Below are 22630 nucleotides of genomic sequence, written 5' to 3'. Positions count from 1 at the left end.
TCATAATATTATGATTCATAATCTGATTTCATGGGGATATTTATTTAATGCTTGAAATAATATCAGTAATTTTAACGAAATTATATAAAAATAATTAATAAATATAAGTATAATTGTTTAAATAAATTAAAATTATTTATTATTATTGAAATAATTTGTAAATAATAGATTTTTTTATAAAAATTAAAAATATAAAGGTTTTAAAAATGAAAAAAGAGAATTCATGGATGATGAATCTAACTCCAGAGCAATTACACGTTATCAGAGATCATGGTACTGAAGCACCCGGCAGCAGTCCTTTGAATTATGAATGGAGAGAAGGGGTGTATCAATGTATTGCCTGTCATGCACCCCTGTTCAAGGCAAATATGAAATTTGAAAGTGGTTGTGGCTGGCCATCTTTTTTTTCTGTAATAAATGGTGCGATCGAAACGGAAGTAGATACAAGTCATCATATGAAAAGGATTGAGGTTCATTGTGCCAGATGTAAGGCACATTTGGGTCATTTGTTTCAGGATGGACCTGCGCCAAATGGGGAAAGGTATTGTATCAACGGGATTGCACTCAATTTTGAAAGACAAATAAAATAGTTCATTTAGCCAAAAGATACGTCTTTAGTAAAAACCAACCAGAAAACCAGGGCACAAAGGGCAATCAGTGAAAGCGTGAGAAAAGCCTGATCATAACCATGGTATTTTGCTATTGTTCCTGCAAGATAATGACTGCATGATGCGCATAATCCCTGACATGTGAAGATAATGCCTAGTCCCGTATTAAATCGTCCTGATCCTTGCATTATCTTGGCAACGATTCCAGGGATGGCAACACCGATCAGACCAGCACCAACACCGTCAAGAATTTCGGCAGGAAGCAAAACAAGGGGATGTTGAATTGTTCCAATCAGTAATCCTCTTGCAGGTAGTGCAACAAGGGCTAAAACAAGCAGAATTCTATATTCATGCCGTTTTGCAAAAAACGCGGCAAAAATGGCCATTGGGATCATTGTTGTCTGAGCAATTATGATCGTCATGGCGGTATAGGATCCTGGTTTATTGATAATATTTTTTGCAACCATTGATTGACTTAAAAGTGGAAGCATCGCTGCATTGGCAAGATGGAACAAACCGATCGTAACAGCAAGAATAAAAAGTTTTTTATTTTTTAAGAGTTTGAAAAAGGGTTGGGGACTGGTTTGGTTGACATTTAATCCCCGTGCAATTTTATTGTCAATTTGTCTGGATGGGATTAATGCAAGGGCTGTAATAGCCAGGAATGCTGAACAGCTCATTAAAATAAAAATAGCCTTTAATCCAAAATAATAACTTGCTATTCCGGCTATAAGGGCTGCACAAGCATTTCCTGCATGGTTAAATGATTCATTATACCCAATTTGTTTATCAAAGAGATCGGGTCCCACCAATCCCATTGTTATGCTGACTGTTGCTGAAATAAGGGTTGCTCCGGCAATGGCAATTAACATTTGAGAAATGATTGTCATTGGCAAATTGGGATAATGATAGATAAAATAGCAGCCGATAATGATACTGATTGTGGCAATAATACCTATATTTTTTTTGTAACGAATATGATCAATCAGCATACTTACGGGTGTGGTGATGATTATGCTGGTTAACCCAGCCAATGTCATGACAAAACCGATTTTATTAACTTGCCAATGATTTTGCTGCAGAAACACACCTAGGAAAGGTCCTAAACCGTCCCGAACATCGGCTACAAGAAAATTAAACAGATTAAGAAAATAAAGTGGCATAAAATCTTGAAATTGTCATTGTTATGAAGAATTGATTATATATGATTTATTTTCTTTAAAAAGCAGCTTAAAAGAAATAATTAAGTTTAAAATTACTTTATTTGGTGAATACTCAATATTTTATAAATAATTTGATGAATAATAAAAGTAATTTAAAAGTGTTATAATTAATAGTATTAATTTTTTATATAAAAGTTTAAATATGACTATGAATTTATCAAAAAATATTTTTGAATGTTTAATTCAACAGCTTTAAATAAATTTTAAAATAAATGTTTATACAGGATTTAAAATCATTGAATTAATTAAGGTGATTGAATACGAATTGGTTGAAATATATCCGTATTCAATCAATTCAGACTAAATTCTTTCGACAGTATATTTTTCTCGAAGACTTTGTATAATTTCCTCTGCATGTTCTGCACTGCGTGCTTCCGCCATAATTTCGAGAATGGCCGATTGAACGCTTGAGGTCGAGAATAACCGTTGATGTGATACCTCTATGATATTTCCACCCTTTTCAGTTCCAATAATGTGGGAAATGTCAGCCAATACACCTGGACGATCAGGAATTGAGAATCTTAGACGTAATAGTCTTCCTTCCCGTAGGAGGGTTCGAAGTAGGGTGTTGGCCAATATACGTGTATCAATATTTCCCCCGCTGATGGGAAAGGCAATATTTTTACCCTTGAACCGTTCTGGATAAGTTAGAATGGCAGCCAGACCACTTGCCCCCGCTCCTTCGGTAATTTGCTTGGCATGTTCCGCTACAAGGGTTATAGAATCCTCAATGGCCTCCTCTGGGACGGAAACGATATCTTCCACATATTTTTCTATGACTTCAAAAGGATAAAAACCTAGTTTGCGAACGGCTATACCTTCCGCAATGGTTGCACCGCCAGGCGGTTTTAACGCTTTATGGGTGGCAAAGGAATATGAAAAATAACGATCGCTTTGAACACCAATTATTTTTGTGTAGGGTCTTAAAGCGGCAGCTACAACAGCACATCCTGAAATCAGTCCACCCCCGCCAACGGGAACAATCAGGTAATCAAGATCTGATTTTGTATCCTCGAAAATTTCCAATGCCAATGTTCCCTGTCCAGCCATGACTGCGGGATCATCATAAGGATGAATGAAAACACGTCCATCTTCCTTGGCGAGTTGATTGGCATATTGGGTGGCCTCGGTAAAATCTTCACCTTCCAAAACAATCTTGGCACCCCAGGCCGCAGTTCGGTTGATTTTTGTCACAGGTGTGAATTTCGGCATGACAATAATCGCATCAATGCCTAATAATTGTGCATGGCGTGCAACGCCTTGGGCATGGTTGCCGGCTGAAACGGTGATAACCCCCCGTTTTTTTTCCTCTTCAGTCAGCAGGGCAAGTCGGTTGGCAGCGCCACGTTCCTTGAAAGAGCCAACGGCTTGAAGATTTTCAAGTTTCAAGGTGATATCTGCATTTACTCTTTTTGACAGGGACTGACAAAACAGGGTAGGAGTGCGGATAATATTTTTATTTATCCGTTGCGCCGCATCATGGACGTCGTTAATTGAAATCATAATAGTATAAATCAGGGGTTAAGCGTAGATAACATCAAGGATTTCATAAGATCGATCTCCCCCAGGTGCAGGGACAGAGATCGTTGCTCCTTTTTCCTTACCGATCAGAGCCTTGGCCAAAGGGGATGAAATTGACAATAGACCTAATTTGATATCGGCTTCATGAAGTCCAACAATTTGAAAGGTGGACTCTTTTTCTGTTTCTTCATCAATCAAAACAACTTTTGCGCCAAATTTAACAGTGTTTCCTGATAGGCTTGATGGATCGATAACCTGAGCCGATGAAATTATCTGTTCAAGTTCCAGTATGCGTCCTTCAGTAAAAGACTGGCGTTCACGCGCCGCTTCATATTCTGCATTTTCAGAAAGGTCGCCATGACTGCGTGCCTCAGCGATCGCACGTATAATTTCTGGCCTTTCTTTATCTTTAAGTCTGCGTAGCTCTTCTTCCAGACGTCGTAGCCCTTGAGCCGTCATTGGAAATTTTTGCAAAGTTGAATGTCCTTTAAGAAACAAATTAAGAATATTATATAAATACAATTGTTATTATAAACATATTTTTCTATAAAGAAAATTTTTGTAGCATATTACATTATTTTATTTCTAAATCAATTCTCAATCTCTATATTTGATTTCATGTATCATAAAAAGTTATGCTGGGCAGATCACTCCCGATGGAAATCCCGTCTTTCAAAACATGAAGATGAATGGCTGTTTAATTCGGAATCTTTGACAAAACGGTTAATTCGTTTAAGTCAAAATCAATTTTCATTAAAGCGTCTGTCTGAACAAAAACAAAAAATCAGGGAAGATGAATGCGGGATATTAGAGGTTGGTTATCCAAGTCTGAAACAGGTCAGGCAGGTTGTTTTGGAGGGACAAGGTCAAGCCTGGGTATATGCCCGTAGCATTATCCTGTCCAAAGGGGAGGATTGCAGGGAAAACCTTTTTCAGGCAATTGGCAATAAACCGCTCGGATCTATATTATTTCAAAAAGATCTTTTTGAAAGATCAAAAATTGAAATAACAAAATATCCTAGAGAATTCTTGCCAATAGATTATCGCCATGTTGATTTATGGGCAAGAAGATCGGTATTCATTTGTTCCAGTCAATCAGTACTTGTGCAAGAAGTATTTTTACCGGATTTATGGAAACATATAGTTAATAAAAAAAAGCAGGTTTATAATAATCACCTGCTTTAGTTAAGAAAATAACCTTAGAATTTTAATGATTAAAATAAGATTGCAGCGGGGCCACGTCCAGTTTGCCTTCATGCAAAGCTGCAATGGCATGGACGGCGGCGGCGGCACCTGCCATAGTTGTATAGTGGGGTATATTATGGGTCAGCGCGGAATGGCGTATGTCGAAACTATCGGCGGTTGCCTGTGCACCCTGAACAGTATTGATAATTAGCTGGACTTCTCCGGAAAGGATCGCGTCGACACAGTGTGGACGACCCTCCAATACTTTATTAACCACCTTGGCTTCAATACCAGCATTTTTTAAGGTTTCGGCTGTTCCACGTGTGGCCAGAATTTTAAATCCCATTTCTGTCAGTTTTCTGCCCAGAGGCAATAGAGAGGGTCGATCACTATGACGTACCGAAAGGAAAACATTACCTGTTAAGGGTAAGGTTACGCCGGCACCCAATTGAGATTTTGCAAAGGCACGTTCAAATGACGTGTCAATACCCATGACTTCACCTGTAGATCGCATTTCAGGGCCGAGAATGATATCTACATTGGGAAACCGCGCAAAGGGGAACACCGCTTCTTTAACGGCGACATGACCTCTAACAGAACGCTGTTTTAACGAAAAGGATCTCAATTTTTCCCCGGCCATGATTCTTGCCCCAATCTTGGCAATGGGTACCCCGGTTGCCTTTGCAACAAATGGAACAGTTCTTGAGGCGCGTGGATTGACTTCCAATATGAATATTTCATTATTCTTGATTGCATATTGTACATTCATCAATCCAACAATCCCCAAAGCTTTTGCCAGGGTTGTGGTTTGTGCCTGCAATTCTGTTACCAGGGCGGGTGAAAGGGTGTAAGGTGGAATAGAGCAGGCACTGTCACCAGAATGAATGCCGGCTTGCTCGATATGTTCCATTACACCGGCGACGTAGACATCCTCTCCATCGGCCAGACAGTCTACATCGGTTTCAATGGCATCATTAAGATATTGGTCAATCAATAATGGGCCGGAAGATACATCGACACCAGCAGAGGAAAGAACCTCATTCAGATAACGATGCAGACTATTTCTATCATGGACAATTTCCATGGCTCGTCCGCCCAGCACATATGAGGGGCGAATAACCACTGGATAACCGATTTTTTCCGCAATTATTTCGGCATCTTCGGCATTATGAGCAATTCCATTTGACGGTTGCCGTAAACCAAGTTTTTGTAACAGGGCCTGAAAACGTTCCCGATCTTCTGCAAGATCAATAGCATCCGCTGGAGTACCCAATAGGGGGATGTTAGCTTCTTCCAGTGCTTTGGAAAGTTTAAGTGGCGTTTGTCCACCATATTGCACGATACATCCCTTTAAGACCCCTTTTTCCTGTTCGCGACGAATAAGCGCAATGACATCTTCTGCCGTTAGAGGTTCAAAATAAAGACGGTCAGACGTGTCATAATCGGTTGAGACAGTTTCAGGGTTGCAATTGACCATAATGGTTTCATATCCCGCTTCCCTTAAAGCATATGAAGCATGAACACAGCAATAATCAAACTCAATGCCCTGTCCAATACGGTTGGGGCCACCCCCCAAAATGACGATTTTTTCACGATCAGTTGGATGGCTCTCGCAAATTGGTGTATTAAAACCACCCTCATAGGTTGAGTACATATAAGAAGTGGAAGAGGCAAATTCACCCGCGCAGGTGTCAATTCGTCTGTAAATTGGATTAACGTTGAGTTTTTGACGATATTGCGCGATTTCCTTTTCTGACTTTTGTGTCAATTCTGCAAGCTGTTTGTCAGAAAATCCCATAGCCTTGATATTTCTTAGTTCAAATGGGTCAGAGGGCAATCCGTTTTTCTCGATCTTATTTTCAACAAGAATAATCTGTTGAAGTTGTTGTAAAAACCATGGATCAAAATGGCAGGCTTCATGGATATTTTCCAGTGAGATTCCCGCACGGATGGCTTGAGCGGCCACTAGAATTCGATTGGGTCTTGGTTGGGAAAGAGCTGCACGGAAAGAATCTTCGTCACCATCTCCCGGAATGGTTACCGGATTAAGTCCCGTCAAGCCGATTTCCATAGAACGCAGACCTTTTTGAAGTGCTTCCGGGAAGCTACGTCCGATAGCCATCGCCTCACCAACAGATTTCATGCTTGTATTGAGCAGGGCAGGGGTACCAGGAAATTTTTCAAAGGTAAAGCGGGGAATCTTAACTACAATATAATCAATGGTTGGCTCAAAAGAAGCAGGTGTTGTTTTGGTAATATCGTTTTTGAGTTCGTCAAGGGTGTAACCTACCGCCAATTTGGCCGCAATTTTGGCGATGGGAAAACCGGTGGCTTTTGAAGCCAGAGCGGATGAACGCGAAACCCGGGGATTCATTTCAATAATGACCATACGTCCATTTTTTGGATTCAGACCGAACTGAACATTTGATCCACCTGTATCAACCCCAATCGCTCTCAGGCATGCAATCGAGGCATCCCGCATGCGTTGATATTCTTTATCGGTGAGAGTCAGTGCCGGTGCGACGGTGATTGAATCCCCGGTATGAATTCCCATGGGGTCAATATTTTCGATGGAACAGATGATGATACAGTTATCCGCCTTATCACGGACCACCTCCATTTCATATTCTTTCCATCCAACAATACTTTCCTCAATCAGGACTTCTGTTGTTGGAGAGGCATCCAAACCTGCACTGATAATATTTTCAAATTCATCCGTGTTGTATGCAATACCGCCCCCAGAACCACCCAGAGTAAAAGAGGGGCGGATGACCACAGGTAATCCAATTTTCTTTAAGGATTCTCTTGCCTCTTCCATAGAATGAGCAATGGCGCTGCGAGGGCTTTCAATACCAATGGCATCCATGGTCTCACGAAATTTCAAACGATCTTCCGCCCGGTCGATAACATCGGCTTTTGCGCCAATCAGCTCAACATTATTTTTTTCTAGAAAACCTGATTTTGCAAGGGAAATGGCGGTATTTAAAGCTGTCTGTCCCCCCATGGTTGGTAAAATGGCATCGGGTTTTTCTTTCAGAATAATGCGTTCTACCGTTTCAGGAGTAATTGGCTCGATATAGGTTGCATCAGCCATATCAGGATCTGTCATGATTGTCGCGGGATTCGAATTCAATAAAATTACGCGATACCCTTCTTCCTTCAGGGCCTTACAGGCTTGGGCACCCGAATAGTCGAATTCGCAGGCCTGGCCAATAACAATTGGACCAGCACCAATAATCATGATTGAAGATATATCAGTTCTTTTAGGCATATTGGTTACTCTATGATCTTTTATGGGAAGAGGAATGCTGATCCATCAATTCAACAAAGCGTTTGAAAAGATAATGGCTATCGGTTGGGCCGGGGCTTGCTTCTGGATGATATTGTACGGAAAAGGCCGGATAAATCTTTGAGGCAATCCCTTCGTTGGAATGGTCGAACAAATTGATATGCGTTTCGTGTACGGTATCGGGTAAGCTTTTGGGATCAACAGCAAAACCGTGATTTTGGCTGGTAATTTCAACCTTGCCCGTCTTTAAATCTTTAACAGGTTGATTTGCCCCGCGATGTCCCTGATCCAGTTTGTAAGTTTTACCGCCCAAGGCATGAGCCAAAAGCTGATGGCCAAGACAAATTCCGAAAATTGGAATATTTCTTTTTAGCAACTCCCTTAAAACTGGAACTGTATAATGAGCTGTTGCCGCTGGGTCTGCAGGCCCATTCGAAAGGAAAACACCATCAGGGCTATAGCTCAATATTTCCTCAGTTGATACTGTAGCGGGAACAACGACAAGGTCACATCCGACATTGACAAGATTACGAAAAATATTATATTTTGCACCGTAATCAATGGCCACGACTTTATAGGCAGGCTTGTTTTGATTTTTTTTATCGCTTTTCCAGCACCAGACATCTTTTTTCCAGGAATGGGATTTTGGACAAGTAACCTCTTTTGCGAGATCCATTCCCTTTAATCCAGGCCATCTTTTAATTTCTTTCCGTAAAAATTCCAGATCAAAATTTCCGTCTTCAGGCCAGAAGATCAAAGCATTCTGTGGGCCTTTTTCACGGATAAGGAGGGTAAGGGCACGAGTGTCAATTCCATAAATTCCTGTCACATTTTGCTTTTTAAGCCAGCTGTTTAAATGACTGGTCGATCTCCAGTTGGAAGGTTCAGTAATTTTTTCTTTGATGATCAGTCCTTTTGCAACAATTGTATCTGCCTCGTTATCATCGTCGTTAGTACCTACATTTCCAATGTGTGGAAAGGTAAAGGTAATAAGCTGGCCAGCAAAAGATGGATCTGTGAGGGTTTCTTGATATCCCGTCATTCCGGTAGAAAAGCAGATTTCTCCAAGGGCAAGGTTGTTTTTTGAAGAATGGGCACCAAATCCCATTCCCCACAAGACGGTTCCATCCTCCAGTAAAAGGATGGCATTTGCTTTTGATGGGCGTTGGGTCTTTAAGCTGATAGAATTATCGTCATAATTATTTTTTTCAGGTTGCAAATCTTTTAAAGTTAATCCTGTTGCTTGTATTATTGTAGCCCAGTGTTTAGAAGGAATGGCATGAGCCTGCTTCCATTTGCGAATTGCTTCGGTAGAGACTCTGGCAATCTTGGCCGCCTTTTCAATACCGCCGAGCTTGGAAATAACTGTGTCAATATCTGTCATGTCCCTAGACCTTATGTTGGACGAATATAATTATTAATATATGTATATAGGATTGGGAAAAAAAATCCCAGCACTGAATGTAAATAAATATGATGGGAATTTTTTTCCTTATCAAAAAATGCTATACTTTAAGAATGGAGAAAAAAATGAGTTTGCGTGAACGTTTTAAAGAAGAATTGAAAACCGCCATGAAGGCTAAAGAGGCAGGCAAAGTCGCCACGTTACGGATGATTGGGGCCAAATTGAAGGATCTGGATATTAATGCTCGTCCAAAGGGCATTGATCAGGTTGGCGAAGATGAAATTATCACAATGCTTAAAAGTATGGTAAAGTCCCGTCGTGAATCTGTGGAAATGTACCAAAAGGCAAATCGTCAGGATTTGGTTGAAAAGGAACAGGGGGAAATCACGATTATTGAAACGTTTTTGCCTGCGCAACTAAATGAAGATCAAATGCGGGACGTTGTAGATGAGGCAGTGGAAAAGACAGGAGCCTCGTCTATTAAGGAAATGGGCAAGGTTATGGGTTACCTAAAGGAAAATTATGGTTCTGTTCTTGATTTTTCTAAGGTAAACGGATTGGTAAAGGCTAAACTCTCTTAATTTATTTAGGGTGATTTGTGGCGTTTGATCAAAGATTTCTGGAAGAATTGCGGCAACGTATCCCGATTCATACCGTTATCGGACGGAAAGTAAAACTTACTCGTTCAGGGCGTTTCTGGAAAGCGTGTTGTCCTTTTCATGGGGAGAAAACACCTTCATTTTATATTTATGAGGATCATTTTCATTGTTATGGATGTGGTGTCCATGGTGATGTTATTTCCTTTGTTATGCAAAGTGAGGGAAGAACCTTTGGTGAGGCAATTAAAGAGCTTGCCGCGCTGGCGGGATTGGATATTCCTGAACAGACATATCAGGACAGGCAAAGGATTGAAAAGCAGCATAGTTTATACGATGTTATGCTTGCCGCACAGGATTATTATCGTTTGGCACTAGATACACCTTTGGCTAAGGCAGGTAAGCAATATCTACTTGAACGCGGAATTCTGAAAGAAACTTTTGAAACGTTTAAACTGGGATGGTCTGGAGATGGTCGTGGAGGTCTTATCCATTTCTTAAAGGAAAAAGGATATGATCTTGAACTTATTGGAGAGGCTGGACTTCTACGAAAAAAATCTGAGACTGAATGGGGTGGGGAGCTATTTTTTAATCGAGTAATTTATCCCATTCATGATCGTAAGGGTCGACCTATCGCTTTTGGCGGAAGAATTATTGGCGATGGACAGCCGAAATATTTGAATAGTCCGGAAACCCCTTTATTTTCAAAGCGTCGCACCTTATTTGGGCTAAATCATTTATCATCACTTTTTGTGAGAAAGGAGGTGGATCCATTATATAATACAGTTCTCGTTGTTGAAGGGTACATGGATGTCATTGCGTTATATCAGGCAGGATTTCATGGAGCGGTTGCACCATTGGGTACGGCTTTGACAAAAGATCAGATGGGTTTGTTATGGCGTGTAACTTCTGAACCCGTTCTCTGTTTTGATGGGGATAGGGCTGGGCACAAGGCCATGTTGCATGCAGCTGAGGAATCTTTACCGATTTTAACTTCTGAACATACATTGAATTTTTTGACACTTCCCGAAGGTGAGGATCCTGACAGTTTTGTTAAGAATCAGGGTGGAGAGGCATTTTTAAGGCTTATTCCTAAAAAACAATCCTTATGTGATGCCATATACGGGATTGTATCGGCTCATGTGGATATAAAATCCCCTGAACAACGGGCTGCGTTGAAAACGCGGCTAATTTCAATTGCTCAGCATATTGATGACAAGATTCTGTCAAAGGAATATCGCCGTATTTTATTGGATCGCTTTTATCAGCAATTCTATCCAAAAGCCGACCGATATGGAACATTTGCAAAAAAAACTGATGTAAATTTGTCAAATCGGATTCAAAAAATTGATAAGGAACAGATTGATTATAAAAGGATTTGCATTTTATTCGCTATCTTGCTGCATTATCCAGAACTTCTTTTTTCTGTGGAGTCCGCTTTTTGTCAGCTAGACTTGCCTGCAAAATTTATTAAGTTAAGAGAATTTTTTGTTGGAATTCCTTTTGAAGGAACGACCTTAGATGATAGAATAAATTTCCTTGAAAAAGAGGGTTTTTCTGATTTAATTAATGCAATTAATGATGAATTTTCTATTTCTTCTTCAGATCAATTATCGCAAAAATTTGATTTACATTTAATTGAAAAACAATGGTGGCATTTCTATGGGTTATTGAATATTCAGGAACTTGAAAACCAGGTTGAGCTGGCTCGCAAAGCATGGGTTGAATCTCCAGATGAACAGCATCAGAATATTTTTGTCGCACGTGTAAAAGCCCTTGAAATTGCCAGGACAGGTTCAAACAATGAACAGGAGGATGATTTCTTATAATAATTGTTAGCTAGGGATATGATAAAGACTTGATTTATCTTTCCGTAGATATCATGTCTAATATATGTTGCTTTAGATTTGGCTGTAAATGTTGTTTAGTAATTCTTTATAGTATTCATCGTGCGAAAGTCAGTTTTGTGAGCCAATGTTAATATTAGCAAGCATATAAATTTTATAAATAATTTAAAGCATACCTTAAAGGTAAGTTTGAAGTTAAGGTTTAGGTAGAATTAGGAAGCTTTTTTGAGGCAAAAATGGCAGTCACAACACCATCTAAAATTGAAGAAAATTCAAGTGATAACGATACAAATGTTTTGGATACACAATCCGCTGTTGTAAAACGTTTGATAAGTAAAGGGAAAGAGCGCGGTTACGTAACTTTAGATGAATTGAATGCTATCTTGCCCCAAGATAAAATGTCTTCTGAACAGATTGAAGATGTTATGGCTATTTTTTCAGAAATGAACATCCAGATTATAGAGAATGAAGAAGAGGATGCGGATGGTGAAGAATCCGAAAATGAGTCAGATAAAGATGATTCGGAAGAAACAGTTGCAACTGAAACGAATACAGGTCGAACCGATGATCCCGTTAGGATGTATTTGCGTGAAATGGGGGCGGTAGAGCTTCTTTCGCGTGAGGGGGAAATTGCCATTGCCAAGCGGATTGAGGCTGGACGGAACCAGATGATTGGGGGCTTATGTGAAAGCCCCCTGACTTTTAGGGCAATCATTGGGTGGTATGAACAGTTAAAAACCGAAGAGATGCTGTTAAGGGATATTGTTGATCTGGAGGCAACTGAGAATGAATATGACCAGGTTGAGTTGTCAAATATGGATGGTTCTTTGTCCGCTTCGCTTGATCACGATACTTCTGACGACAGTGAGGAGGAAAATGAGGATGGTGAGGAAACGGAGAGTGGCGCGGATGAAGAAAATAATCTTTCTCTTGCTGCTCTAGAGGAAAAGCACAAGGACGAGATCCTCAAACATTTCAATGAAATTGAAAAGAACTATCCCAAGTTATATGAGTTACAGGCTCAGCGCTTGGAAACGATTCAGGCCGGTGAAAAACTTACCAGTAAATTTGAGACAAAATATGAGGCTTTAAGGGATAAGCTTATTGAAGAGGTTCAGCAAATTCATTTGCAAAGTAATAAAATCGAATTTCTTGTGGAACAGTTGAAAACGGTTTCCAAAAAGCTTGCCAGTCTAGAGGGAAGTATGTTGCGTGCAGCTGAAAAATGCAAAATTTCCCGTGATGACTTTTTATCAAAATATCATGGTCATGAATTGAATCCTGACTGGCTTGAAGCGGTTGGAAATTTACCTAGCAAATACTGGAAACTTTACATTGAAAAATACGGTAAAGAAATTGGTCAATATCGTGATCAAATTGCCGAGCTTTCTCAAAAGGTGGGATTGCCGGTAACAGAATTTAGACGGGTTTTTTCTACTGTTTCGTATGGTGAGCGCGATGCGTCTCGTGCCAAGAAAGAAATGATCGAAGCGAATTTGCGGTTGGTCATTTCAATTGCAAAGAAATATACGAATTGTGGATTGCAATTTTTGGATTTGATTCAAGAAGGCAATATTGGTTTAATGAAAGCGGTTGATAAATTTGAATATCGTCGGGGATATAAATTTTCAACCTATGCAACTTGGTGGATTCGTCAGGCAATTACCCGTTCAATTGCCGATCAGGCTCGAACAATCCGTATTCCTGTTCATATGATTGAAACAATAAATAAATTAGTACGGACTTCACGACAGATGCTGCATGAAATTGGCAGGGAACCAATGCCGGAAGAGTTGGCGGAAAAACTCGGGATGCCCTTGGAAAAGGTAAGAAAAGTATTAAAAATTGCTAAGGAACCTATTTCACTGGAAATTCCAGTGGGTGATGAAGAGGATAGCCATTTAGGGGACTTCATTGAGGATAAAAGTGCTGTTATTCCATTGGATGCGGCAATCCAGACAAATTTGCGAGAAGCAACGACACGTGTTCTGGCTTCCTTGACCCCAAGGGAAGAACGCGTTTTGAGAATGCGTTTTGGTATTGGGATGAATACAGATCATACGCTGGAGGAGGTTGGACAGCAGTTTAATGTCACACGTGAACGTATTCGCCAGATTGAGGCAAAAGCCTTGCGTAAATTAAAACATCCAAGTCGTAGTCGCAAATTACGGTCATTTTTGGATGACAACTAAGATCCAATAAGATTTTTTCAATTTGATATAACTCTTAAAATTGTAGTCTTCTATATAGATATTTTCTAATAAACAATAAGGAAACTAATTATTTATGGAAGATTATAGTTTATAGGACTTGCATTTTTTTATTTTTTATGGTTTCTAGAAATCTTCTTTCCTGCCAAGGTTTAACGGCTATGCCTTGGCTATACCCGCTAGATGAAAGAATATATGCCAATAATTTTTTGGTAATTGGGTTGAAGTCAGCCGAAGGGAGATATTATGCCATTATATGAATGCGTGTTTATTGCACGTAATGATGTGACTCAACAACAAGTTGAAGACATTGCTAATGGAATTGCTTCTTTGATTGAAAATGAAGAAGGTTCCGTTAAAAAACGTGAATATTGGGGATTACGCAACCTTGCTTATAGAGTCAAGAAAAACCGTAAAGGTCACTATATGCTCTTGGGCATTGATGCTAAACCAGAAACCATCAAGGAAATTGAACGTCAATTTAATCTGAATGAAGATGTTTTACGTTTTCTGACCCTAAGGGTGGAAGAAATTGATGATACACCTTCTCCAACACTTTCACGTAAAGGGGATGAAAAGGAACGTACTTCAAATCGTTCTGTATCAAAAGCATCCGGTCGCTTTGACAGCGGTCGTAAACATGCTTCAGAAGATGAAGATGCTTCCGATCTGGTTGACGAAGAAGTGGTTGTTTCTTCAATCGAAGTTGAAGAGGATAGGGAGGCTTAATTCATGTCAGAAGAAATTCAGGTAAATATAGCTGCACGTCGTATTGCTGTTGGTGCTCGTCGTCCTTTTCATCGCAGACGCAAAACATGTCCTTTTTCATCAGCAAATGCACCAAAGATCGACTATAAGGATATTCGTTTGTTATCTCGTTTTCTATCAGAAAGCGGTAAAATCGTTCCAAGCCGTATTACAGCCGTATCCGCAAAAAAACAGCGTGAATTGGCACAGGCAATTAAACGTGCCCGTTTCCTCGCTTTATTGCCATTTGTTCAGGATTGAGGAGGAATATTAATATGTCTGCAACTGAAATTATCCTACTTCAAAGAATAGCAAAATTGGGGCAAATGGGGGACGTTGTTAAAGTTAAGCCTGGTTATGCCCGTAACTATTTGCTTCCTCAAGGTAAGGCCATTCGTGCAACAGCGATAAATCGTGAACGTTTTGAGAGGGAACGTAGCCAGCTTGAAGCACAAAACATTAAACATCGTGAAGAAGCTGAACGCCTCTTGGAACGTTTGGAGGGACTTTCTGTAACGATTATTCGTCAGGCAGGCGAAAGCGGAAACCTTTATGGATCTGTTTCCGCACGGGATATTAGTGAAGGTGTTTCCAAGGAAGGGTTAACGATTTCCCGTCAACAGGTTGAAATTCACCATCCAATTAAAATGTTGGGATTATATCAGGTGAGAGTTCAACTTCATCCTGAGATCCATTTGGATGTTAAAGTTAATGTTGCCCGTTCCGTCGAAGAGGCTGAACGTCAGGCACAAGGTGAAGCAACGGCTGTGGAAGTTTTTGAAAATACACCACAGGATGACCCAACTGAAGCGGTTTCAGAGGAAAAAGCTGTTTCTGAATAAAATATTTTGAATATATTCTGTTTTCATGGAATTTTGATAAAACGAGAGGTTTATCCTCTCGTTTTTTTTATCTGTTAATGAATAATTTTTTGCGATATCATTGATTTACAAATGGAAATAATTTTTTTCATATGATTATTCTATTTTTTCAAAATGAAAAGAAATAAGCAAGATATGATGAAATTAATGGATTCAATTTTTAAGCATTTGATAAAAAAAGGATATTTGGAGGTTATTTATCCTGATAAGCATAGTAAATTTTATGGACATGCACAAAGTAAGCATCATGCCTGTGTTGAATTGCTAACACTTGAAATATGTAAACGATTACTCATAAATCCTGGGTTGGCTTTTGGTGAGGGTTATATGAGTGGTGAAATCCGTCCTGTCAATTGTTCAATTTACGATGTTTTGAATATTTTAATGAGTAATGATTTATCTCATGATCATATCGGTGAAAAAATTGCTTCCATATGGCGATATAGCAAACGGTTCTGGTCACAACTAAATCGTATTCAGCAATCCCAGAAAAACGTTGCACATCATTACGATTTAAGAAAAAATTTATATGAGCTTTTTCTGGATCAAGATTTGCAGTATTCATGTGCTTATTTTAAAAATGGAAATGAAAATCTGGCGGAGGCTCAGAAAGCAAAGAAAATACATATTGCCAATAAGCTTTTGTTAAATAAACCCAATCTAAAAATTTTGGATATCGGTTGTGGTTGGGGCGGCATGGCTTTATTCCTTGCTAGAGAATATGATGTGGAAGTAACAGGGATAACACTTTCCCAGGAACAATTGCAAGTTGCTAGGAATCGAGCCAAAGAGGAAAAGTTACAAGATAAAGTTCAATTTTATTTAACGGATTATCGGCTAGTTAAGGGATCTTTCGATCGAATTGTATCAATTGGCATGTTTGAACATGTGGGTATACATTACTATACGGATTTTTTTAAGGAAATTAAAAATATATTGATGCCTGACGGAGTTATGCTTCTTCATTCCATAGGTCGATCAGATGGTCCAGGCTCGACAAATGCATGGATTAATAAATATATATTTCCTGGCGGTTATTCTCCTTCGTTAAGTGAGACATTTGCTGCTATTGAAAAAAACGGCTTATGGGTAACTGATTGTGAAATTCTGCGTTTACATTATGCAAAAACCATTCATTTTTGGTTAGGGAATTTTAAAAACCATCAACAGGATATAATTGCTATGTATGATGAAAAATTCTATAGAATGTTTGAATTTTATTTATCAGCGGCAGAATTGTCTTTTTATTACCATAATCATATGAATTTTCAGTTGCAAATTTCCCCTTCCTTAACCGCCGTACCTTTGACACGAAATTATATGTTTGAAAAATAAGTGTCCAAGTTGAATTTTATGAATGTTGCTTATCAAGATAAAGACGAGCTAGCAGGTCGAATTCATTAATACTCAAAGTTTCCGCTCTTCTTGTTTCATCAATACTGGCTTTTGCAAGTAGGGTTTTTCCGTTAATTGATTTAAGAGAACTTCGCAACATCTTTCGACGTTGGCCAAAGGCGGCGGCAGTAATGGTCTCCATCGCTTTAAATAAGGCAAGGGAAGGTTGTTTTTTATATGGAATAATTTGTATCACGGATGAATAAACTTTTGGTGGGGGAAAAAAAGCACCCGGTGGAATTTGCTTAAGAATGGTACAGGACGCAATCCATTGAGAAATAACGGATAACCGACCATAAAATTCAGTATTCGGTGCCGCACAAATTCGATAGGCAACCTCTTGCTGAAACATCAAGGTAAAGCGTTCCCAGTGATTTGCCTGTTTTAACCAATTTAGTAAAAGAGCGGTTCCAACATTATAAGGTAAATTTGAGATAATTTGTCTTGGTGCTTGACATAAAGTGCTTAAATCAAACTCCAAAGCATTTCGTTCAACAATTTTAAATCGTTGCGGGTAATATTTTTTTAATTCTTGTAATAGGATAACGGCACGATTATCAATTTCTACACCTGTGACCGTTTCGGCATTACTTGATAAAATAGCACGTGTGAGTCCCCCTGGGCCTGGGCCAACCTCGATAATGTTCTTATTTTCAAGATCTCCAGCAAGATCAATAATCTGTTCGTTGATTTTTGGATCAAGCAGAAAATGTTGTCCCAGTGATTTTTTAGCCAAGAGATTATGTTTATGAATTGTTTCCTTTAGAGGGGGAAGAATGTTGTTTTGATTGTTTTTTGTCGGGGTCATTATTTTGTACAGGGGTGTGATATTCGATAATAGCTTGTCTATGTAAATCGCGATCTAATTGTTGAGAGACTTGTTCAACACGTTGATTCAATAACTGATTGGCAATTTCACTTGCAGAAATGTCGGAAAGATTTTTGCGTTCCTTTGAACAGACCATAAGCAATGAGATACCGTCAAGGGAAACTAAAGGTTTACTGATTTGACCCGGTTGCAAATCTTTAAGTATGTTAGCCATTTCAGGATTTAAGCGTTCAAGTTGAAGTTCTCCAGGATCGGAAGGTCTTATGTTTCCAGCCTTTTTATTGGCATCTTCCATTTGTTGGCATGAATGTAAAGTGTTTTTATATTTTGTTGTTTGGTTTAATGTGGCAACCTGTTGCGGGGTTGGTTGTTGAGGGTTCAGTTTGGAACTAAAAGGTAAAAAAACCTGTCGTATTTTCATCAGGGTTCCCATCTCATTACCAATGGTTCTGCGTCCGCTAAGCATTGCGATAATATAGCCGCCTGCTACCTTAATAGGATTTGAGATTGCACCAATAGGCATTTTTTTTGCAATAGCTACCACTTCTGGATCCAGATTGTCTTCTTGAACCCATCCCAATGCACCACCTTGTAATGCACTCTGGGATTGTGAAAATTGGGCCGCTACAATCGGAAAAGCAGCACCATTACGTAATTGCTGAATAATGGTTTCAGTAAATTGCAATTCTTGTTCAGGGTGACGAGCATTTTCAACCGGTACGAAGATTTCGTTGATAAGATATTCAGGTTGTCCCACTTCTTGTTTAAGGGCTTTTTCACGTTGTTCAACTTCTTTCGCAGTAATTCGCGATTGGGTGCCCAATTCTTGTTGCACCACTTTTCCCCAACCAATTTGCAATCTGATTTGATCAATTAAAGTGGTTAAAGAAACTCCATCCTCAGCTAATTTATCCCTTAAGGCGTGTTCAGGCATATTATTTTGTTTTTCAATTCCTGAAATTGCCTTGGCAATCTGTTCAGGGGAAATGTTGACGCTGCGTCTTAGCATTTCTTGAATATGCAGGCGCTCGGTAATCATCTGTTTAATCAGTTGTGGACGCATATGTTGCATCACTTCAGGATTTAAATGAATTCCGGCTGTTAATTCAAAGAGTTTCTCACGGTTTGCTATATCGCGCTGTGTCAATAGTTGACCATTAATAATGGCGATAATTTTGTTTTCATCATCAGATGAGGTTGCTGTAGATGAGAGATCTTCACCATCATGCAAAGTTGTTGGAGGTATTGGGGAATTGGAAATGGCGTGATGTTTTATATTTGCCATGGTATGTGCAATACCGTGACCTGTAAAAACGTAACCAGCCAATAGGAATGATATGATATATTTTTTATATTTTAATACAGTTTCTGAAAGCATAAACATAATAATTGTCATCATCCGTTAATTCCAAATACGCCAATTGTCTTGAAGTTTAGCATAAATAGGACCATGTCACTATTTTCTTCACCGTTAATCATTGTTTTTTGTTTGAAATAAATTACATCGGCACTAAAACAGTCATTTCGATAACCAACAGTACCTCCATAGGCAACTGTTTCCTTTCGTGAAATGCTTCTTCTTCCAAAGGCGGAGGCATGCCAATGATCCCAATCGGTTGAAACACCCAATGTCAATTCGTTTGTTTTCTGCCAATATAATTTGGAGGCGCCCTCATGATCATATGGATTTCTATAGAAGTAATAATAAGGGGTTACAGGTTCATATATATATCCACCATTAATGCCAAAATGAGAGAATCCAAAATTGAATAAAGCGTCTGCAAAATTGACTTTACCGTCATAAGGGTCAACACGAGTTCTTCCTGTTGCGGTTAACCATTGGACAGGGGATATACGCAGGCGAGAGACTACGTCAGACATATGATGGTCGAGACCTGAACGTGCTGGCATGTGTCCTTGAATATGTTCCTGATAGCTTTGCCCGACAAGAAAATCGACTTGATGGCCATTCCAGGTCCAATTCCCATGTACACCAACATTGGCACGGGCGCCGCCATCCAAACGATCAGTGCCTTGAAAACGGTTTAAGGCAAAAAGGGTTGTATCTGTGAATTCATAATTCCAGCTGTCTTCATTGGGCATATAGAAATTGCGGCCACCTTTTGAATGAGGAGCGGCAATTAATTGAACAATAGGTTCTATGATTTGAGTTCCTGTTGAGTCACCTATGTGAAACTCTCTCAGGAAGGGCCAATTCATTTTAACGGCAAATGTAGGAAGTGCTTGTCCTGTAAATTGGCTTTTTCTGGTTCTGTAAAACCCGGGCTGTTCATTGAGATGTGTTCCTCGATATATATTTGAATCAACATGTAGTGTAATAAGCCATTTTCTACCTGCACTATCATCAAAAGGTCTATCCCAATTCAAGGCAACTTCACCACGTTGGTCATTAACACCACGTGGACGATAAAGAACAAAATCAGTGGTGTTTAATGAAAATCTTCCTCCTAGTGCATCAGGTTGTCCAAAATAGCTATAAGTATATCGAGGTAAAGAAAAAGGAAGATCGGAATTGTTTATAACTCCGCGATTTAATCCTTGAAAGGCTTGTACGCTAACTTTTGAATAGGATCCTTCACCAAACCCTTCAAGATACAAATCAGATTCTAAAGTATCTTGTCCATAACCGTTAATACGGTAATCACGCATGTAATTTGCAGAACTTGCGACATTGATATTTCCACCATAACGCCAGTGATCATTCAATGCCCATTCTGTTTTTAGGAATAAATAGCCTTGTGCACCTTTTTTAAATTTATCTACAGATCGGTCGGCATAGGAATTGTACCAGGCATGTTGACCAACGGTATCATCGGCAATGCCACCTTCCACTCTTAACATTCCCTTGTTGAAACGGGCGCGATAGACTGTGGAAAGCTGTGGCCCTGTTTTGGTCGCAAAAAGAGGAATAAAGGTTAGGTCAGACCATTTATTTATAGCCCAATAATAGGGAATGGTTGTGTAGGCCCCGATGTATTTACTGCTCCAATTGATACTGGGAATCAGGAAACCACTACGCCGTTTTACAGATGGATCCGTAATTGAAAAGAAAGGCATGTAAAATACCGGAATTCCCCAGAAATCAATGAAAGTATCTGAGAAATCAATGCGTTGATTTTCCATATCACGGATAGCCTGATAGGATCGAAACTGCCAAAAAGGTGATTTTTTGGGGTTTTTCGCGCAAATGGGGCAGGCGGTATAAACTGATCGACTAAAATCATGGACTTTACCTCCTGTCCGACGTGCCCCGTTGGCGGCAAGTTTACCTCCATCAGCAAGCAGGGCATAGACCTGATCCATAATTCCCTCCTGCATGTTATTTCCCAGTTGCGTATGCTGGGTAAACAAGATTTCACCATCGGGTTCGACCATGGCGACATTACCTGATGCAGTAGCGATGTTTGTTGTTTTGTTAAAAGTAACTTTATCAGCCCTCAAGGTGTGATCATTTTGCCAAATATGTACGTCACCTTCCCAAACAACCTCACCAGCCTTGGAATCATAGGAAACTTTGTCAGCCTGAAATGTGATGGGGTCTTTTCCACTGAAAGGTGCTGCATTGGTTTTTCCAATATTACTATGAGCCATTTGCATTTGTTGTTGGGCATTGGTGACAGAACAAAAAATCCATAAATTAGCGATAAAAGAACTGCTTAAAATACTGAATGCAAGAAAAGAGTAATATTGATTTTGAAGGATTCTTGCTTTCATGATTTTTTGAATAAGTAAGGAGGATATGGATCTAGACATTAGCCGTCTTCCAGATGAATAAGTAGGGATATTGCGAGACACAAGCCGGCTACGGTCGGAGCCCATGCCGCGATAAAAGTTGGCAAGGCACCTGATTCTCCAAAACGTTCAGCTATTTTGGAAATAGTGAATAAGGCAAATCCCGCTGCAATACCAGAGCCTATCATTCTTGCAACACCTCCGCGTCGAGTTGATCGAGTGGCAAATCCCGCCGCAACCAATGCCATTGTACTTGCAAGTAAAGGTTGGGCTAAAAGCGCTTGAAAATGAAGCCTGTGACTAATGGATGAAAAACCTGATTTGTCTAGCAATTTAATAAATCCTGGTAAGGCCCAAAATGATAAGGTCTCTGGAGATGAAAAACTATCTTCGATATTATGTAAAGTTAAATTAGTTGGTATTTTAATAGTTCCTAATTTAATCGGGAACTTATTCGGTTTTATAGAATAAGCATTGTATAATACCCAGTAAAGATTATGTTGCAAATACCCTGATGGCGATTCAATACGATCCAGTAAATGATTCGCATCATCTAATCTTAGAACACTAACATCGCTTAAATGTAAATTGCGGTTGATAACATGTACTTGTTGGGCATGCAAAATTGCCACACCTCGAGAGGTTAATTCTTTATCAGATTGTCTTATCCATAAAGAGCCACCTGACATATTCGTGAGTTTTCCACCACCGGTTGTTAAATAGGTTTGATCTAGAATTTCTGCCTGTCTGTAAAGGGTGGAAGAAACGGGGGATATGATTAGTGTGGAAAATAATCCAATTATAAAGGCACAGGCAGTAGGTGCCATTAGGAACTGCCATACGGAAATTCCTGCTGCCCTAGTAACAATAAGTTCAGAAGATCGTGTAAGCTTCCAAAAACAGATTATTCCCCCCAAAAGAATTCCAAAAGGAAGGATCTGCATGCAGAAGTTGGGAATATGATCCAGGGCAATATACGCAACAATACTTGTTGAAACTCCTGGTCTTGTGGCAATGCGACGTAACAGGTCAATAAAGTCGAATAATGATACCAATCCTGTCAAGGCCAGAATCATGGAAATGGAAGCCGAAAAAAATTGTCGAGCGATATAGATCGAGATTGTATAAGCGGTGAGCATAA

General features: G+C 39.5%; 18 protein-coding genes. 9 read left to right on the top strand and 9 right to left on the bottom strand.

Going from position 1 to position 22630, the window contains the following annotated elements; translation table 11 throughout:
* Positions 1-206 precede the first annotated feature (206 nt).
* Positions 207-590 (top strand): peptide-methionine (R)-S-oxide reductase MsrB, encoded by a 384-nt coding sequence (gene msrB / locus D9V35_RS06800; protein ID WP_110438365.1) that lies wholly within the window; start codon positions 207-209, stop codon positions 588-590.
* A gap of 5 nt (positions 591-595) precedes the next feature.
* On the opposite strand, the gene D9V35_RS06795 is transcribed toward msrB, so the two are convergent.
* The 3 genes from D9V35_RS06795 to greA all read right to left on the bottom strand — a co-directional run bounded on the left by D9V35_RS06795 (position 596) and on the right by greA (position 3826).
* The gene (locus D9V35_RS06795; RefSeq protein ID WP_122123882.1) at positions 596-1771 is read right to left on the bottom strand and encodes an MFS transporter; all 1176 of its coding nucleotides are present in this window, start codon (positions 1769-1771) and stop codon (positions 596-598) included.
* A 360-nt stretch (positions 1772-2131) separates the two neighbouring features.
* Positions 2132-3334 (bottom strand): threonine ammonia-lyase, encoded by a 1203-nt coding sequence (locus D9V35_RS06790; RefSeq protein WP_122123881.1) that lies wholly within the window; start codon positions 3332-3334, stop codon positions 2132-2134.
* A gap of 18 nt (positions 3335-3352) precedes the next feature.
* Complete coding sequence (gene greA, locus D9V35_RS06785) at positions 3353-3826, bottom strand: transcription elongation factor GreA (RefSeq protein ID WP_110438619.1); 474 nt, start codon at positions 3824-3826, stop codon at positions 3353-3355.
* A gap of 144 nt (positions 3827-3970) precedes the next feature.
* Here greA and D9V35_RS06780 point away from each other — a divergent pair, with 144 nt between their 5' ends.
* Positions 3971-4537 (top strand): chorismate--pyruvate lyase family protein, encoded by a 567-nt coding sequence (locus D9V35_RS06780; RefSeq protein WP_122123880.1) that lies wholly within the window; start codon positions 3971-3973, stop codon positions 4535-4537.
* 22 nt (positions 4538-4559) lie between these two features.
* Here the strand turns inward: D9V35_RS06780 and carB are convergent, their stop codons facing one another.
* Both carB and carA read right to left on the bottom strand, forming a co-directional pair.
* On the bottom strand, positions 4560-7808 hold the full coding sequence (gene carB / locus D9V35_RS06775; RefSeq protein WP_122123879.1) for a carbamoyl-phosphate synthase large subunit: 3249 nt from the start codon (positions 7806-7808) through the stop codon (positions 4560-4562).
* A gap of 10 nt (positions 7809-7818) precedes the next feature.
* On the bottom strand, positions 7819-9210 hold the full coding sequence (gene carA, locus D9V35_RS06770) for a glutamine-hydrolyzing carbamoyl-phosphate synthase small subunit (protein WP_122123878.1): 1392 nt from the start codon (positions 9208-9210) through the stop codon (positions 7819-7821).
* 146 nt (positions 9211-9356) lie between these two features.
* Here carA and D9V35_RS06765 point away from each other — a divergent pair, with 146 nt between their 5' ends.
* The 7 genes from D9V35_RS06765 (at position 9357) to D9V35_RS06735 (ending at position 16847) form a co-directional block, all read left to right on the top strand.
* Entirely contained in the window at positions 9357-9812 is a 456-nt protein-coding gene (locus D9V35_RS06765; RefSeq protein WP_122124294.1) for a GatB/YqeY domain-containing protein, read from the top strand.
* A gap of 17 nt (positions 9813-9829) precedes the next feature.
* A complete protein-coding gene (gene dnaG / locus D9V35_RS06760) occupies positions 9830-11656 on the top strand; it encodes a DNA primase (RefSeq protein WP_122123877.1) in 1827 nt (608 codons plus the stop codon).
* A 254-nt stretch (positions 11657-11910) separates the two neighbouring features.
* Positions 11911-13866 carry an RNA polymerase sigma factor RpoD gene (rpoD, locus tag D9V35_RS06755; RefSeq protein ID WP_122123876.1) on the top strand — a complete coding sequence of 652 codons (1956 nt, stop codon included), beginning with the start codon at positions 11911-11913 and terminating at the stop codon, positions 13864-13866.
* Positions 13867-14130: 264 nt separating this feature from the next.
* Positions 14131-14613 (top strand): 30S ribosomal protein S6, encoded by a 483-nt coding sequence (gene rpsF / locus D9V35_RS06750; protein ID WP_122123875.1) that lies wholly within the window; start codon positions 14131-14133, stop codon positions 14611-14613.
* A 3-nt stretch (positions 14614-14616) separates the two neighbouring features.
* The gene (gene rpsR / locus D9V35_RS06745) at positions 14617-14892 is read left to right on the top strand and encodes a 30S ribosomal protein S18 (RefSeq protein WP_110438356.1); all 276 of its coding nucleotides are present in this window, start codon (positions 14617-14619) and stop codon (positions 14890-14892) included.
* 14 nt (positions 14893-14906) lie between these two features.
* Positions 14907-15473, top strand: coding sequence for a 50S ribosomal protein L9 (gene rplI, locus D9V35_RS06740; RefSeq protein ID WP_122123874.1), 567 nt, complete (start codon positions 14907-14909; stop codon positions 15471-15473).
* Between the two features lie 174 nt (positions 15474-15647).
* Positions 15648-16847: an SAM-dependent methyltransferase gene (locus D9V35_RS06735; RefSeq protein ID WP_122123873.1), complete on the top strand. Its 1200-nt coding sequence runs from the start codon at positions 15648-15650 to the stop codon at positions 16845-16847.
* A gap of 16 nt (positions 16848-16863) precedes the next feature.
* Here D9V35_RS06735 and rsmA read toward each other — a convergent pair whose 3' ends face one another.
* The 4 genes from rsmA to lptG are packed head-to-tail and all read right to left on the bottom strand — an operon-like array spanning position 16864 to position 22628.
* Positions 16864-17715: a 16S rRNA (adenine(1518)-N(6)/adenine(1519)-N(6))-dimethyltransferase RsmA gene (rsmA, locus tag D9V35_RS06730; protein ID WP_122123872.1), complete on the bottom strand. Its 852-nt coding sequence runs from the start codon at positions 17713-17715 to the stop codon at positions 16864-16866.
* Positions 17654-19135, bottom strand: coding sequence for a peptidylprolyl isomerase (locus D9V35_RS06725; protein ID WP_122123871.1), 1482 nt, complete (start codon positions 19133-19135; stop codon positions 17654-17656). Before D9V35_RS06725 ends, rsmA begins: the two co-directional genes overlap by 62 nt.
* Positions 19132-21510: an LPS-assembly protein LptD gene (locus tag D9V35_RS06720; RefSeq protein ID WP_230882771.1), complete on the bottom strand. Its 2379-nt coding sequence runs from the start codon at positions 21508-21510 to the stop codon at positions 19132-19134. The genes D9V35_RS06725 and D9V35_RS06720 overlap by 4 nt, the downstream gene beginning before the upstream one ends.
* A complete protein-coding gene (gene lptG / locus D9V35_RS06715; protein WP_122123870.1) occupies positions 21510-22628 on the bottom strand; it encodes an LPS export ABC transporter permease LptG in 1119 nt (372 codons plus the stop codon). Before lptG ends, D9V35_RS06720 begins: the two co-directional genes overlap by 1 nt.
* Positions 22629-22630: the final 2 nt, after the last annotated feature.

This window comes from Commensalibacter melissae, assembly GCF_003691365.1.
GTDB classification, from domain to species: domain Bacteria; phylum Pseudomonadota; class Alphaproteobacteria; order Acetobacterales; family Acetobacteraceae; genus Commensalibacter; species Commensalibacter melissae.
The sequence above is the reverse complement of the archived record's forward strand: the minus strand, read 5'-3'. Positions and strand labels throughout refer to the sequence as shown.

Coding starts and splice junctions, on each gene's coding strand:
- rplI (WP_122123874.1), top strand. CDS start 14,907: ATGTCTGCAACTGAAATTATCCTACTTCAAAGAATAGCAAAATTGGGG.
- carA (WP_122123878.1), bottom strand. CDS start 9,210: ATGACAGATATTGACACAGTTATTTCCAAGCTCGGCGGTATTGAAAAG.
- D9V35_RS06795 (WP_122123882.1), bottom strand. CDS start 1,771: ATGCCACTTTATTTTCTTAATCTGTTTAATTTTCTTGTAGCCGATGTT.
- D9V35_RS06725 (WP_122123871.1), bottom strand. CDS start 19,135: ATGATGACAATTATTATGTTTATGCTTTCAGAAACTGTATTAAAATAT.
- rsmA (WP_122123872.1), bottom strand. CDS start 17,715: ATGACCCCGACAAAAAACAATCAAAACAACATTCTTCCCCCTCTAAAG.
- carB (WP_122123879.1), bottom strand. CDS start 7,808: ATGCCTAAAAGAACTGATATATCTTCAATCATGATTATTGGTGCTGGT.
- D9V35_RS06720 (WP_230882771.1), bottom strand. CDS start 21,510: ATGTCTAGATCCATATCCTCCTTACTTATTCAAAAAATCATGAAAGCA.
- msrB (WP_110438365.1), top strand. CDS start 207: ATGAAAAAAGAGAATTCATGGATGATGAATCTAACTCCAGAGCAATTA.
- rpsF (WP_122123875.1), top strand. CDS start 14,131: ATGCCATTATATGAATGCGTGTTTATTGCACGTAATGATGTGACTCAA.
- D9V35_RS06790 (WP_122123881.1), bottom strand. CDS start 3,334: ATGATTTCAATTAACGACGTCCATGATGCGGCGCAACGGATAAATAAA.
- D9V35_RS06780 (WP_122123880.1), top strand. CDS start 3,971: ATGTATCATAAAAAGTTATGCTGGGCAGATCACTCCCGATGGAAATCC.
- lptG (WP_122123870.1), bottom strand. CDS start 22,628: ATGCTCACCGCTTATACAATCTCGATCTATATCGCTCGACAATTTTTT.
- D9V35_RS06735 (WP_122123873.1), top strand. CDS start 15,648: ATGATGAAATTAATGGATTCAATTTTTAAGCATTTGATAAAAAAAGGA.
- D9V35_RS06765 (WP_122124294.1), top strand. CDS start 9,357: ATGAGTTTGCGTGAACGTTTTAAAGAAGAATTGAAAACCGCCATGAAG.
- rpsR (WP_110438356.1), top strand. CDS start 14,617: ATGTCAGAAGAAATTCAGGTAAATATAGCTGCACGTCGTATTGCTGTT.
- rpoD (WP_122123876.1), top strand. CDS start 11,911: ATGGCAGTCACAACACCATCTAAAATTGAAGAAAATTCAAGTGATAAC.